The sequence below is a fragment of the Mycoplasma sp. OR1901 genome, from assembly GCF_013348745.1.
Lineage (GTDB): Bacteria > Bacillota_I > Bacilli_A > Mycoplasmatales > Metamycoplasmataceae > Mycoplasmopsis.
Window position 1 is genome coordinate 731,649 of record NZ_CP054666.1, and the last position, 13,632, is coordinate 745,280.

A 13,632-nucleotide genomic window follows, 5' to 3' on the forward strand; every position below is an offset into this window, starting at 1 on the left:
AGATATTTATTTATTATTTATTAGATGGTTTTTCCATGTTTTGTGCTTTGTAATTTTTGTAAGAGATTACCTTAACAACAAATGGATTAACTATGTATTTTGTTAAACCTTGTACAAATATGTAAAATACAGGTGCGAGTAAGTCTGCTAAAATCATTGTTATAGTACCTGAAATTACAGAATTCATAAACGCTTCTTTTTTATCTGCGAAACTTAATCCATCAAATGAAACAAATGAATTTACAGATATTTCAGCTGTATCTAAGTTTTGCATAAATAATGTTGAAACTTGTTGTGATAGTCCTCTGGCTGGGTTAATAGCTGCAGAACCACCTAAAATACCCATTCAAACACTCATTGAAATTATAAACATAATGAATAAGTCACGATATTTATTATTAATATTTGGAGAAAATATTGGGAATAATAAAACTGCTGTCATAACTAATTCAACGAATAAAATTCAAAATGTTCCTGCTGTACTCATTGTTGAAACTGATGAATTACCTTGGAATAAATGGAAAGCTTTTTTAGCTGCTCCTAATGTTGTTATTGGTTGGTTGTATAAAAATCCGTCAGGAGCAGTAGAACTACCAACTGCGTAAATTATTAATCCTGCTATAAACCCACCAACAAATTGGATTGATATTTTATAAGATGTATATCAACCATTGTTTGTTCCGTTTAAATATCTAAATAACGAAACAGAAGGGTTAAGATCACAACTAAATCTTAAAAATATAAATAGCACTAATCCAACAGCGATGAAACCTGCATAGAATCCAACGATGATTGGGTGAAATAAATAATCTTCAATTACCACCGCTTTAGATCCGATTGCACTAACTGTTGTACTTAATCCAGCTAATAAAAGTGCTAGTAAAATTGTTCCGACTAGCTCAGAAATACCGTGAATTATTCAAGTCCTCACGTCCTTAGGTTTTTCAGCATTTTGTCTTTTTGAAGGCGCAAGTTTGAAAAAACTAAATAAATTTTTAAATAATGAATTGTTTTTTGTTTCTAACGTCTTATCCATTTTTTATTTTTCCGTTGTCCATTATAACTAATGAATTTTCGAAATCTCCTTTTTCTGCAGCATCTGCATTATCAAGTGTAACTTTTGCAATTTGAGTTAAAGCTAAATCAGTTAAGAATGCTTGGTGTGATGTAATTAATGTATTTGGTAATTCGATTAATTCTTTTCACTCAGGGTCAAGTTCTTTTAATTCGTCAATTCTTGAAGAAACATCTTCGTAGAATCTTCCTTCTTCTCTTTCTAAAACGTCACTTGCTAGACCCTTGATTTTTCCGCTTTTAAGACCTTTTAATACTGCTGGAATATGTAATAATTCACCTCTAGCTGTATTAACGATAATAACACCATCTTTCATTTTTTCTACAGCAGCTTCATCGATTAAGTGTCTTGTAGAATTAAATAATGGACAGTGAATTGATATAAAGTCACTTTGTGATAATAATCCACTAAGTGATGCTCATTCAAATCCCATTTTATCTGCTAAGTCAGGGAAGTTTTCTTCTGCGAAAGCATCAAAAACTAATACTCTAGCACCTGTAGCTCTTGCTATTCTAATGAATGTTTGTCCGATTTTTCCTGAACCGATAACACCAACTGTTGAGTTAGCGATACATTTTCCGTCTAAACTATTTAATGAAAAATTAAATTTTTCAACTCTCTGGTTTGCAAGCAATAAATTTCTGTTTAATGCTGACATTGTAGCAAAAGCGAATTCACCAACACTTTCTGCTGAGTAGTTAAAAATTCTAAAAACTTTTATTCCAAGCTCATTTGCTTTTTTAATATCAACTTTATTGTAACCCATTGATCTTTGCAATCAATATTTAACACCTAATTTTGATAACACTTCTAAAATAACTTTATCACCGTATGTATTTACGAAACCACATATTGCATCATATCCTTTTGCTAAAGAAACTGTATTTAAGTTTAAGTTTTCTTTAAAGTATGTAATTTCATGTCTATTATTATTGTATTTATCAAAATATTTAATGTCATAATCTTTTGCATCAAAAAATGCTATTTTCATAATAAACTCCTATATTTTGTAATTTGTCAAACTTTATTAAATTATAATATAATTTGCCGTATTTTGTAATTGAAAAATGCTATTTTTATTGTATTTATAAACAAAATTAAAAAAACTTTTTAACTATAAATACATTCAAATTAGAAAAATAAATATTTTTATTGAATATTTTATTGCTTATATCATTACTATTTTTAACTTTTAAACATAATATTTTAGAGGTAAAAAATCAAATTATCAACTAAAAAAGACCTTATTTTTATGTTTTATTTATAAAATATATCTTATAAATAAAGTGATTTTGTTAGTTTTTTTAGCTAATTTTTACATTTTTAGTTCATTTTTATTTTTTTATCACTTATTACATAGGAGGTAACTATGAACAACATAATTTTATACTTTGCAATAAAATATAAAAATGACTATAAATCAGTTATGAATGCAATTAAAAACACCGAAAAAATTGATAAAAATATAGAAAATGAATATATGAAAATCCTTAAACAAAATAACATTAATTTCATAACTATTTTGGATGATGAATATCCTAAAAATTTATATTATTTAAAAGAACCATTAATTTGTTTATTTTATAAAGGAAATATTAATTTATTAAATGATAAAAATAAAATATACGTAATTAATGAAATATGAAATAACACAACTAATAAATACTTAATTACAAATTCAGAAGCAATAGTTAATGGTGCAATTATCACAACATGCGACTACGCAAAAACTGAACGTAGAGTAATTAATTATTTTAGAAATAACAACGGAAGAATAATACATTTTGCTCAAAAAGGATTAGATTCTTATGATTTTAAAAATTTTAATTTTGAAAATGAATTGGTAATAAGTACTTACCCACCAAATACTCATCCTAAAATTAAACATTTTTATGAAACTAACAATATAGCTAGTTTAATTAGTGATAAATTCCTATCTTTTTCAATGGAGAAAAATTCCAAAACTAATAATTTAATTAATTGCTTTTTAAATTATGGAAAAGAAATTAATTGCTTTCCAGGAGTTGATATTGAAGACGGAAACAATCAATTAATTAAATCAGGTGCAAAATTAGTAACTTATATCTCCGGATTAATTCAAGTTTAAAAATTCATAATAGTTGAATAATTTAAATTTAAAAAACCAAAAAGATTAAATATGATATCAATCAAATTTTCTTTTTGGTTTTTTTACAATTTTTAATTTAGATATAAAAAAATAAAATGAGCTAAACCCATTTTATTAAATAAAATTTATTTTTGTCTTTCAGTGTAAACAGAAACATACTTTCTATTTTTTCTGCTTTCGTATTTAACATATCCGTCGATTTTTGTAAACAATGTATCGTCTCCGCCACGTCCAACATTTAATCCAGCGTGAATTTTTGTTCCACGTTGTCTGTAAATAATTGAACCTGCTGTTGCAAATTGACCATCACCTAATTTAGCACCTAAACGTTTTGAATGCGAATCACGACCATTTTTGGTAGATCCACCAGCTTTTGTCTTTGCCATTTTCTAGTTATTATCCTTCGATTTTAGTAATTTTAACACGTGTGTATGGTTGACGGTGCCCTAATTTTCTTTTATGTGTTGATTTTGCATTGTGACGATATACTATAATTTTTTTAGCTTTTCCTTGTTTTTCGACTGTTCCTAATACTTTAGCATTTGTTAAGAAAGGTTTTCCAATTTTATCATTGATTAATAAAACTTTTGTAAATTCAACTGTTGAACCTTCTTCGGCTTCAATTTTTTCAACGAAAATTGTTTGTCCTTCTTTAACTAAAAGTTGTTTCCCACCTGTTTCGATAATTGCTAACATGCAATACCTCCATTAAAGTGGCTCGTCCTTAGGGTGAGCTTTGCTTCTTTATAAACCCATTTGGTACGGTTACTTAAGAAGTAACGTATTCATTATATCAAAATATTATTTTTTAATATATAAATATATTATTTTATTTATGATAAAATGAGCATAAAAATAATTGTTTTTAATATCAAACTTAAAAAATAATTATTAATAAATACCTCCATTTAATATTTATTAATATATAATAAAAAGACCTATAAACAAGGAGTAAAGGAGAACATATGTTCAAATTAATTAAAAGAGTTCTACTTTCTTTTGGAAGCTTAACACTTGTAGGATTAGGTATCGGAGCATACTATATCTACAAGTGAACACAGAATTCTAACAAAAATAAAAAAAGTGAAAATAGTAACAATTCTACTATAATTGATAATTCAAATTCACAATTAGAAATTAGTAATGATATTCGTTACTACAAGCCAAAAAATGTAACTAGAGTAGGTCACTGAAATATATTAAATTTTGGTGGTACAACTTCAAACAAAGGTGGTCTTAAAGTTACCGCTATTGCTCAAGCTATAATTAAAACTAAATTAGACTTAGTTGGATTAACCGAAATTAACTACAAAAACGGTGATAAAGTAGGTAGAATCGTAAAAACAATGAATGAATTAGATCCTAATTCTAAATGAGAATCTATCATTCAACCCATTGAAGATTCTAACCCTAGTTCAAATAATGCTACTAAAGAGCAAATTGCTATTATATATAAAAGTATAAATTTAATGCCCGAAGCATTTAATAATAATAAAATTGGTGCATCATTTGGTACACAACATGCAAATGACGAAAACAACGTACAAAGAAGTTTTAAACGTCCAATATTCGGTGCACTTTTCAAAGAAAAAGAGTCTGATAAAAGAGTGATAACTGTTTTTGGTCATTTAGATAGCCCTGATGTTAAAAAAGACACTGATGAAAATGATTCTAAATACTCAGGACAAGGGACTCAAGAAGTTTTTGAAGCTGAAAGATTAGCAAATGCATTTGACTACTATTCAAGCTTAACAACACAAAATGCATCTATTATTTTTGGTGGTGACACTAATATAAAAACACCAAATAATGACTTATTTTTAACTCCAGAATTTAAAAATAGAAAAATCGTAAATTATTACGGAGACATGAGCTTAAATCAGGCGAAAAATGCAAGTACAAGTAGCAAATATGAATACTATGAAACAAGTTTAGGTTCAAAAAGTGGGTACGCAAACGCGTATGATAAAATATTATTTAAAGAAAATGATTTAAATATTATTACTGAAGTAGAAAAATTAAATGATCAAGATATTAAATATAGAAAATCATGATTTAAACTTGATTTAGTAAATTCATTTAAAGATGGATTCTTCGATAAAAACGAAATGATTAAACTTTGAAAACAATCACCATCATATAAAACACATACTGATTATAATGATTTCCAAATTATTCGTTCTCAAATTTCAGACCATACACTTGTATGAGTTGATTATGTAAAATAAATTATTAAAAAAATCAAACTTATCTCTAGTTTGATTTTTTAATACCATTATTTATTTTTTTAAAATTTATATATAATTCAAATACGAAAATTAAGTCAAATATCAAAAAAAGAATTAAATAATAATATCGAAATAAAATCATTTGATTTAAAGGAAAAAAATGTTCTAAATGTTATTTTCAAAAAATAGAAGAAAAAAATCTAAATAAAGATAATGATTGGACATTAATATATATTGAAAAGGAAAGAATTAAAATGAAAAATATATGTTCGTGGGCATTAGAAAGTGCTGAATTATTAAATTATCATAATAAAGAATGGTGCAATGTAATTAAAGATGATGCTAAGATATTTGAATTATTGGTGTTAGAATTTATGCAAACAGGACTTAGTTGAAATATAATACTAAAAAAGAGAGAATTTATGAGAGAAGAGTTTGATAACTTTGATTATAAGAAAATTTCTAAATATAATGAAGATAAAATAATTAAAATATTAAATAATAAAAATATTATAAGAAATAAATTGAAAATAAAAGCTTTAATAAATAATGCTAATAAATTTATAGAAATTCAAAAAGAATATAATTCATTTTATGATTATATATGGAGTCATACAGATTTTAAAGTTATAAAAAATAATTATAATTTAGACGAAGAAAGAAAAAGCGAAAGTTATTTATCAGAAACAATTAGTAAAGAGTTAAAAAAGAGAGGGTTTAAATTTTTAGGAAGTAAAGTAGTATATTCATTTCTAGAAGCAATTGGAGTCTATAATAATCATATGCAGTATTGTGAATATTCTAAAAAAATAAACTAATATTAAGTATCTTATCAAACAAATTTTCCTATTTTAGGTCCTATTTATTTAATTGTAAAATATATTAAAAATTAATATAATAAATTGTCGAAAAATGAAGTAAATTTTGAGGTTTCAACCCTTGAAATTTACTTCATTTTTTATTTAAAAATCAATATTCTATCTTTTAATAGAAAATTGTATAGAAAAATAACGTTTAACCCATTAAACATAATAAATTTTAAAATAATTAAATAATTTAAATCATTTACCCCAAACACCTAAAGGGGCTTCTAACCTCACCTAACCCCCCCAAACATTGGGGGAACTTTGGTTTGCTAAATTTTTGTGTTATGTCTAAAATTTGTTCTCTAAAATAATGTTTTTAGAATCAACCGATTCAGTTTGTAGCACTGATAATTTGTCGAAAATATCTTGTAATAATTCTTTAATTTCTTCGTAGTTTTCTGTTTTATTTTCTAATAATTTTTGAATTTTAGAAATGTTATGGTTTGTGAATTTTGAGTTTAAAGAATATAAATTAGCTAATCTTAGCATATTAGTATCTGATGGATCCAATCCTTTTTTAATCATTCATAATTCTATCGGAGTAAGTTGATGTCCTTTTGGTGTTTTAGCTTCGTATATTCTATTATCTCCTGTTATAAAACATAAACCATTTGAATCTTCTACTAACTTAATTTCGCTATTTTCATGCATATAAACTCTATTTCCATCTTTATCAAATGGTGCTAATAATTGATTGTTAAACTTAACAACGCCTTTATGAATTTTTCTCTTAATTTTAAAATCATTTTATTTTCTAGTTTCTCTATATTCGGAGCTCTAAATACATTTAACTTATCTTTTTCAGATTTTTTAAATTTATTGTTATAAAAATCAATTATTTCCTTAGCGTTATTATTTAAATCTGCAATAGATTTTATGTTTTTACTATGAAAATATAATGGATAGTTTGATTGTGCTGTTTTAAACAATCTTTCTACATTTGGCTTAAATGCAGGGCTAGAAGATGACGAAAGTTCAACGCCTTTTTCTCTCAACGCTTTTGTAAACCTTGTTTCGTAGTTAAGTGCATTTTTCATTATTGATCTTCTGTCTGAACATACGTTTTTAGGCAATCCATAATTATTAAAAACCATTTCCATAAGTTTTTGGTAACCATTATTAGTTTCTTGTTCGGCAGCATATAATGCTAATAATTTACCAGTACTTACATCAATTGCGTGATATATACATATTTCAGAATTTTCAGAATCGGAATTATCGTCATTTTTTCAAAATCTATGAAAGCATCCGTCAACTTCAACTATTTGACCAAAATTTAAAGCTGCTTTTTTATTGGTATAAATTTGTGCATCTTTTGTTCTTTTAAGTTTCGCTAAGCTTAAATTAATCGCATATTCTACTTTAGAATAATTTTGTGATAATAATGTTTTACTTATTTTTTAACTTTTCTTTTTTGTTTTTTTAGTTGCATATCCACTACAAAAAACCAGAAGATAATGATCTTTTATAAAAGGTTGATAATGAAAATTTAACATCTTTAGATATTTTTTCAAATCAGTCACTGTAAGTTATTGAACTTTTTGATTTTTCAGGAATAATAGAATTCTCGAACTCAATTAATTCCTTATTTACTTTTATAAAATCTTCATCATCGTATATTAGGGCATTTTTATTATATTTATTACCATGACTAATTTTGTATATATTATTATCACTTGAAAGAAGGAAGTTTAATTTCTGTTTCATTCTTCTTATTGTCCTAGTTGAACATTGTAATTTATTTGCTAATCATGATTCAATTTTATTATAGTTTTTCAAAATAAACTTTATTTGTTTATCCTCTTTTGACTCATAATTTGTAGATTTATTTTTGTCTATTTTCTTTTGCATTTTTAACCTCATAAAAATTTTAATGTAAATAGGACAAATTGTTTAAAAACATCTAGGGGACAAATTGAATAATTTTATATAATTATTCATTTTATACTTATTTTTTAAATTTAGATTATAATTGGTTTTTAATTAAAATAATAAGGAAAGAGATAATGATTTTGACAAATACAAATGTTGAAAACCAAAAAAATATAATAAATGATATAAATATCATAAAAACACAAAAAATTAACAACAAATTACAGAATGAGGAGTTAAAAACTAGAGTAAAAAATATATTAATAAACACCATTAATTTGAAACAGGTATCTATCGAGGCAAATCAATTTAAAGAACCAATTGCAAATTTTATATCCGATAATTTTGATAATATGATTGATGGTAGTTTTTATACAGAAAAGAAAATACCAAGAGAGGATATTACTAATGTTAATGAACAAAAACTTAATAATAAGAGTTAATTACATTAAAGAAAATTCAACTCTTAGAAATGTTTTAAAAATAATTAATATAATCTTATTTTTTATTTCAATATATTTATTAATAAGGTTAATTTTCAAGCAAGAAGTTCATGAAACTTTCTATTACAGTTTATCGTTTTCGATATTATTAGTATTATTATTTGGTTATTTAACAATACTATCCATAGTATCATTTGTTTTTGTATATTATTATGAAAAAAAAGACTATTTATTATCTAATAAATTATTAAGATTATTAATGTTATTAAAATTAAATATACATACCCGAAAACAAATTTCATTTAGCGACAGAACATTAGAAATAATAAAAGAGGTACAAAAAATATCAAAAGACAATAAAAATATAGTTACAACTGGTGGAGTTGCTTCCTTAATTGAATTGAATATTGATAGAGAAATAAATGATATTGATTTATGCTCTAAAAGTAGTTTGATCCCCAAAATAAACATATTTGGTGAGCAATTTAGTGAAAAAGATATTTTTATAAGAAAAGAAATTAAAAACGAAGAATACCAAATGATGCTTTTTAAGTTCATTCCTTCTAAATATTTAAAACATAAAAACGGTCTAATTATACCTAATTCATATTTTCAATTAGCGTCAAAACTATTACAATTATTAAAAATACTAAACATCGATAATTTTTCGAACTTAAAAATAGAAAGAATAATTTTTGATTTAAAACATTTTTCTTTAAATAATTGAGATATTACAGTTGAAGAATTTATAAGTATATATAAAGATGTAATATTGATGTCAAGTCTATTTTCGTTAGTGTTGCCTATTGATGAATTATTAAAATTAAATACTAACTTAAATTTAGATAACATAAATAAATTTGAAAATGAGAAAATTTTCTTTAATTTTTTTGACCATAAAATAGAATTATCTAATTTAATAAAATTGATAGAGAATGATAAAAAAATTATAAATTTAAGAAAATCATTTTCAAACAATTATGAACAAGTAGTATTGGAAGCAATCAGCGAACAAAGTCAATTTGACTTCCATAACCCTTTACTTTCTTTCGAGAATGCAGAAAGCAAAAATCATTTCATTAAAAAATACAACATTATAACAAACGAATTAATAAGTTCATACAATTTTAAAGAGACGGAAAACACAATCGACAGAAGAAGAATATTTTTATCTCTAATCGCAAATAAATATGAAGAATTAGAGAACGGGGGTTCAAATGGATAAAATTAAATATTTATTTGTTTATATCAAATCAACTAAGAGTCTGAGAAATGTAATTTCATCTCTTTTGATTAAATTACTAATTATAGTTTATTCAATTGCTATGATTATTTCAATAATATATATTTCAGAAGGTAATACCGAAGATATTAAAGCAATATTATTTTTAACCTTTTTATTTGTAATAATATTATTCTTATCTATCCCTTCCATTATATCGCTTCTATTTTTCAAAAAAGATGGATTAAATTATGTTGAAACAAAATATAAAAAATCAAAATTTATGAAACTATTACTTGATATATCAATAAAAGTATTTTTTAAAAATACTTTAATCAAAATATCTATTATAAAAAAATATCTTGATATGGATATATTAAATTCAGATAAAGAAAAACAAACATTTTAAATTTAAATATCTACGTCATAGGCATTTTAGTAAAAAAATCTAGAACTTAAATTCTAGATTTTTCATTATTTTTTAGTATCCACCTTTTGAATCTTTACCTTCAACGATTGCTACTGAACGACTTGTTCCGAATCTTGAAGCACCAGCGTTATACATAGCAATTAAATCATCCATATTGCTAATTCCACCAGCTGCCTTAATTAATAAAGAATCACCTGCAACACGTTTCATGATTTCAACGTCTTTAAGGTTAGCTCCTCTAAAACTAAATCCTGTAGATGTTTTAATAAATTCTGCACCAGATTTCATAACGATTTCTGTTGCTTTTTCAATTTCTTTTTCTGTTAATAAAGCTGTTTCAATAATAACTTTTAGTACATGTGAACCAATTGCTTCTTTAACTTTTTTAATATCATTTAACACATATTCGTATTCACCTTGTTTAAACTTACCAATGTGGATAACCATATCGATTTCATCGGCACCGTGATCGATAGCTAATTTAGCTTCTTGAGCTTTTGCTTGTGTAATCATTGCACCTAAAGGGAAACCAACAACACTAGTGATTCCTACTTCGCTACCTTTTAATTTTTCAGCAACGTATTTTACTCATGAAGAGTTAACACACACTGTTTTAAAGTCGTATTTTTTAGCCTCGTCAATTAACTTATTTAAATCTTTTTCTGTCGCTTCTGGTTTTAAATAAGTATGATCTATCATTTTATTGTAATTCATCTCTTTCTCCTTTTATTTCAATTTACCTAAAATAATTTTGTTTTCAACTTTTTCTTTGTTAATTTTGTAACCTTGTTCTAATTCGTTAACTAACTCACTAGAAATTGGATTTGATGAATATAAGTTGAATAAAACTTCACCTTTTTTAACGTATTCATTTGTTTTTTTAGCAATACTAATTCCTGCTTCAAAATCAATTGAATCTTCTTTAGTTTTTCTTCCTGCTCCTAATTTCATGGCAACTATTCCAAAAGTTAAACTATCAAAAATTTCAACATAACCTTCTTCTTTCGAAAGAACTTCAAGTTTATATTTTGGATTTCAAAAACTAGGGTCTTTAAGTGCATGAACATCTCCACCTTGTAATTCTATAAATTCATAGAATTTTTCAAGTGCACTTCCGTTCTCGATAGAATTTTTAATAAGTTCAAGTGCTTCTTCATGTGTGTTAGCAATTTTCGCTTGTTCTAAAATTGTTGCACATGAAGAAAATACTAACTCATTAAAATCTTCTGGTCCTTGACCTTTAAGTGTTAATATAGCTTCTAAAACTTCATTTTTATTACCAATCTCTCTACCAATTGGTCTATTCATATTTGTGATTTCTGCTCTAACATCAACATTTAATTCTTTACCAATATTAATCATTGTTTGAGCTAGTTCTGTAGCACTTTTTTCATCCTTCATAAAAGCGCCATTCCCACATTTAACATCTAATAAAATAGCATTTGAACCTGTCGCTAATTTCTTAGACATAATAGATGATGCAATTAAAGGAATTGCTTCAACTGTAGCAGTTACATCACGTAAAGCATATAATTTTTTATCGGCTGGAACTAATTTCGAACTTTGTCCAACTACTGCGATTTTATGTTCTTTAACTTGTTTAATGAAGTCTTTTTCGCTTAATTCTACATTGAATCCTGGTATTGATTCTAATTTATCAATTGTACCACCTGTGTGTCCTAAACCACGACCACTCATTTTTGCAACTGGTGCACCAATAGATGCAACAATTGGAGCAACGGCTAATGTAGTTTTATCACCAACTCCACCTGTACTATGTTTATCAACTTTAATTCCTGGTATTTCAGATAAGTCAATAACATCTCCTGAATACATCATTTCTTTAGTCATTGTTGCGATTTCACGTGGTGTCATTGAATTAAACACTACCGCCATTAAAAAGGCACTAATTTGATAATCAGGTGTTGACCCATCTACATAAGAACTAATCAAGAATTTAATTTCTTCATCGCTTAATTCTTGATTTCTTCTTTTTTTATCAATAATATCAACTACTCTCATATTATTTTGCTAAGTTTAAAGCAATCTCCATCATTTTTGTAAATGCTGTTTGACGTTCTTCTGATGAAGTTTCTTCATGTGTAATTAAGTTATCACTAATTGTTAATAAACACGCAGCTTCTTTACTTGTTGCTTCAGCATTTGTGAATAATGCGTATGATTCCATCTCAACACAAATAGCTTCTGTTTCTTTAATTCTGTCTTCAAGTGGAACTACTGAATAAAAGACATCAGATGAGTGAACTCTACCTTCATTTAAGTTTATGTTTAATTTAGATGAAATTTCTCTAATTTCATTGTTTAATTTGTCACTTGGTTTAGCAACATTTCCAGGTTTCCCTAAAGCAATTCTTCTAAAAGCATCACCATCAGCATATGCTTCTGTAGCTAAAACTACTTCGTATAGTCCTAAATCTTTTTTATATGAACCTGCTGAACCAATTCTGATGATTCTATCAACATCATAAAATTTAAATAATTCATATGAATAAATTCCGATTGAAGGACAACCCATTCCGCTCCCTGCGACTGTAATTGGTTTACCTTTGTATGTTCCTGTATACATGAACATATTTCTTACTGAATTTACTAATTTATAACCTGGATCTAAAAATGTTTCGGCTATATATTTAGCCCTTAATGGATCTCCTGGCATAATAACTGTTTTTGCAATCTCTTCTTTTTTTGCACTAATATGTGGTGTCATATTTTCTCCTATTCTAACATTGTAATTTAGGTTATTTACATTGCATTTTACAAAGGAATATAATAGACTAGTATTAATATTAAAAAATAACCAATATTATTTTAACACTTTAAAAATAAAATGGTTATTTTTTGTTATTCGAGTAGGCTAATTTAACGTTTAATAACTTCGTTTGTGTCTAAATTTATTAATAAACTAGGTACATTTGAGCCAGGACCGAAATTATATACATTTTTAACTTCAGGAAAAACTTGTTTCGCTTCTTCTATTTTAATTGGAGGAAAGCCAGATTTATTGGCGCTAGTCATATAGTGTGGTCCATTTTTTAATAAAAAATCTATTAATTTTTTATTATTAGGCATCCTAAAGCCTTGACCATTTACTATTATTGAAGTTGCGCCAGGTCAATATTTTTGTGCAACTTCGTTTGCTTGTTGGTTAAACTCTTTAAAATTATTTGCTTGTTCAATTGAACCTACTAAAATTATTACTTTTTTATTTGCGGGTCTATTTTTAAGAAAATAAATTTTCTCTAAAACTTGATCATTAACTTTACCACCAATACCGACCACAGTATCTGTGGTACAAATTACAATATCATCAAAATTATTCATATAATTATTTTAATACTTTTTATTAT

General features: G+C 25.7%; 17 protein-coding genes. 6 read left to right on the forward strand and 11 right to left on the reverse strand.

Annotated elements, in window-relative coordinates; translation table 4 throughout:
- Positions 1–13 precede the first annotated feature (13 nt).
- Positions 14–1,036 (reverse strand): aquaporin, encoded by a 1,023-nt coding sequence (locus HTZ87_RS02455; protein ID WP_174892982.1) that lies wholly within the window; start codon positions 1,034–1,036, stop codon positions 14–16.
- Positions 1,029–2,066, reverse strand: coding sequence for a 2-hydroxyacid dehydrogenase (locus tag HTZ87_RS02460; RefSeq protein WP_174892983.1), 1,038 nt, complete (start codon positions 2,064–2,066; stop codon positions 1,029–1,031). The genes HTZ87_RS02455 and HTZ87_RS02460 overlap by 8 nt, the downstream gene beginning before the upstream one ends.
- Positions 2,067–2,444: 378 nt before the next feature.
- On the opposite strand from HTZ87_RS02460, the gene HTZ87_RS02465 reads away from it, so the two are divergent.
- Positions 2,445–3,182 (forward strand): DNA-processing protein DprA, encoded by a 738-nt coding sequence (locus HTZ87_RS02465; protein ID WP_174892984.1) that lies wholly within the window; start codon positions 2,445–2,447, stop codon positions 3,180–3,182.
- A gap of 146 nt (positions 3,183–3,328) precedes the next feature.
- Here HTZ87_RS02465 and rpmA read toward each other — a convergent pair whose 3' ends face one another.
- Positions 3,329–3,589 (reverse strand): 50S ribosomal protein L27, encoded by a 261-nt coding sequence (gene rpmA, locus HTZ87_RS02470; RefSeq protein ID WP_174892985.1) that lies wholly within the window; start codon positions 3,587–3,589, stop codon positions 3,329–3,331.
- 10 nt (positions 3,590–3,599) lie between these two features.
- Positions 3,600–3,899, reverse strand: a complete 300-nt coding sequence (gene rplU, locus HTZ87_RS02475; RefSeq protein WP_174892986.1) for a 50S ribosomal protein L21 — start codon at positions 3,897–3,899, stop codon at positions 3,600–3,602.
- A 269-nt stretch (positions 3,900–4,168) separates the two neighbouring features.
- Between rplU and HTZ87_RS02480 the strand changes: the two genes are divergently transcribed.
- Both HTZ87_RS02480 and HTZ87_RS02485 read left to right on the forward strand, forming a co-directional pair.
- The gene (locus tag HTZ87_RS02480) at positions 4,169–5,431 is read left to right on the forward strand and encodes an MnuA family membrane nuclease (RefSeq protein WP_174892987.1); all 1,263 of its coding nucleotides are present in this window, start codon (positions 4,169–4,171) and stop codon (positions 5,429–5,431) included.
- A gap of 254 nt (positions 5,432–5,685) precedes the next feature.
- Positions 5,686–6,249 carry a DNA-3-methyladenine glycosylase I gene (locus HTZ87_RS02485; RefSeq protein WP_174892988.1) on the forward strand — a complete coding sequence of 188 codons (564 nt, stop codon included), beginning with the start codon at positions 5,686–5,688 and terminating at the stop codon, positions 6,247–6,249.
- Positions 6,250–6,585: 336 nt separating this feature from the next.
- Here HTZ87_RS02485 and HTZ87_RS02490 read toward each other — a convergent pair whose 3' ends face one another.
- The 3 genes from HTZ87_RS02490 to HTZ87_RS02500 all read right to left on the reverse strand — a co-directional run bounded on the left by HTZ87_RS02490 (position 6,586) and on the right by HTZ87_RS02500 (position 8,148).
- Entirely contained in the window at positions 6,586–6,948 is a 363-nt protein-coding gene (locus HTZ87_RS02490; RefSeq protein WP_174892989.1) for a hypothetical protein, read from the reverse strand.
- A 32-nt stretch (positions 6,949–6,980) separates the two neighbouring features.
- Positions 6,981–7,397: a hypothetical protein gene (locus HTZ87_RS02495; protein ID WP_174892990.1), complete on the reverse strand. Its 417-nt coding sequence runs from the start codon at positions 7,395–7,397 to the stop codon at positions 6,981–6,983.
- Positions 7,398–7,734: 337 nt separating this feature from the next.
- Positions 7,735–8,148: a hypothetical protein gene (locus HTZ87_RS02500; RefSeq protein WP_174892991.1), complete on the reverse strand. Its 414-nt coding sequence runs from the start codon at positions 8,146–8,148 to the stop codon at positions 7,735–7,737.
- A gap of 155 nt (positions 8,149–8,303) precedes the next feature.
- On the opposite strand from HTZ87_RS02500, the gene HTZ87_RS02505 reads away from it, so the two are divergent.
- Genes HTZ87_RS02505 through HTZ87_RS02515 form a run of 3 tightly spaced genes read left to right on the forward strand, consistent with a single transcriptional unit; the run spans position 8,304 to position 10,243 of the window.
- Positions 8,304–8,612: a hypothetical protein gene (locus tag HTZ87_RS02505; protein WP_174892992.1), complete on the forward strand. Its 309-nt coding sequence runs from the start codon at positions 8,304–8,306 to the stop codon at positions 8,610–8,612.
- Positions 8,578–9,837 carry a hypothetical protein gene (locus HTZ87_RS02510; protein ID WP_174892993.1) on the forward strand — a complete coding sequence of 420 codons (1,260 nt, stop codon included), beginning with the start codon at positions 8,578–8,580 and terminating at the stop codon, positions 9,835–9,837. Before HTZ87_RS02505 ends, HTZ87_RS02510 begins: the two co-directional genes overlap by 35 nt.
- The gene (locus HTZ87_RS02515; protein WP_174892994.1) at positions 9,830–10,243 is read left to right on the forward strand and encodes a hypothetical protein; all 414 of its coding nucleotides are present in this window, start codon (positions 9,830–9,832) and stop codon (positions 10,241–10,243) included. Before HTZ87_RS02510 ends, HTZ87_RS02515 begins: the two co-directional genes overlap by 8 nt.
- Positions 10,244–10,315: 72 nt before the next feature.
- Here the strand turns inward: HTZ87_RS02515 and deoC are convergent, their stop codons facing one another.
- From deoC to HTZ87_RS02535, 4 genes are all read right to left on the reverse strand, one after another.
- Positions 10,316–10,978, reverse strand: a complete 663-nt coding sequence (gene deoC, locus HTZ87_RS02520; RefSeq protein ID WP_174892995.1) for a deoxyribose-phosphate aldolase — start codon at positions 10,976–10,978, stop codon at positions 10,316–10,318.
- 12 nt (positions 10,979–10,990) lie between these two features.
- On the reverse strand, positions 10,991–12,286 hold the full coding sequence (locus HTZ87_RS02525; RefSeq protein ID WP_174892996.1) for a pyrimidine-nucleoside phosphorylase: 1,296 nt from the start codon (positions 12,284–12,286) through the stop codon (positions 10,991–10,993).
- A gap of 1 nt (position 12,287) precedes the next feature.
- Positions 12,288–12,992, reverse strand: a complete 705-nt coding sequence (gene deoD / locus HTZ87_RS02530; protein WP_174892997.1) for a purine-nucleoside phosphorylase — start codon at positions 12,990–12,992, stop codon at positions 12,288–12,290.
- Positions 12,993–13,144: 152 nt separating this feature from the next.
- Positions 13,145–13,606 (reverse strand): Sua5/YciO/YrdC/YwlC family protein, encoded by a 462-nt coding sequence (locus HTZ87_RS02535; protein WP_174892998.1) that lies wholly within the window; start codon positions 13,604–13,606, stop codon positions 13,145–13,147.
- Positions 13,607–13,632 lie beyond the last annotated feature (26 nt).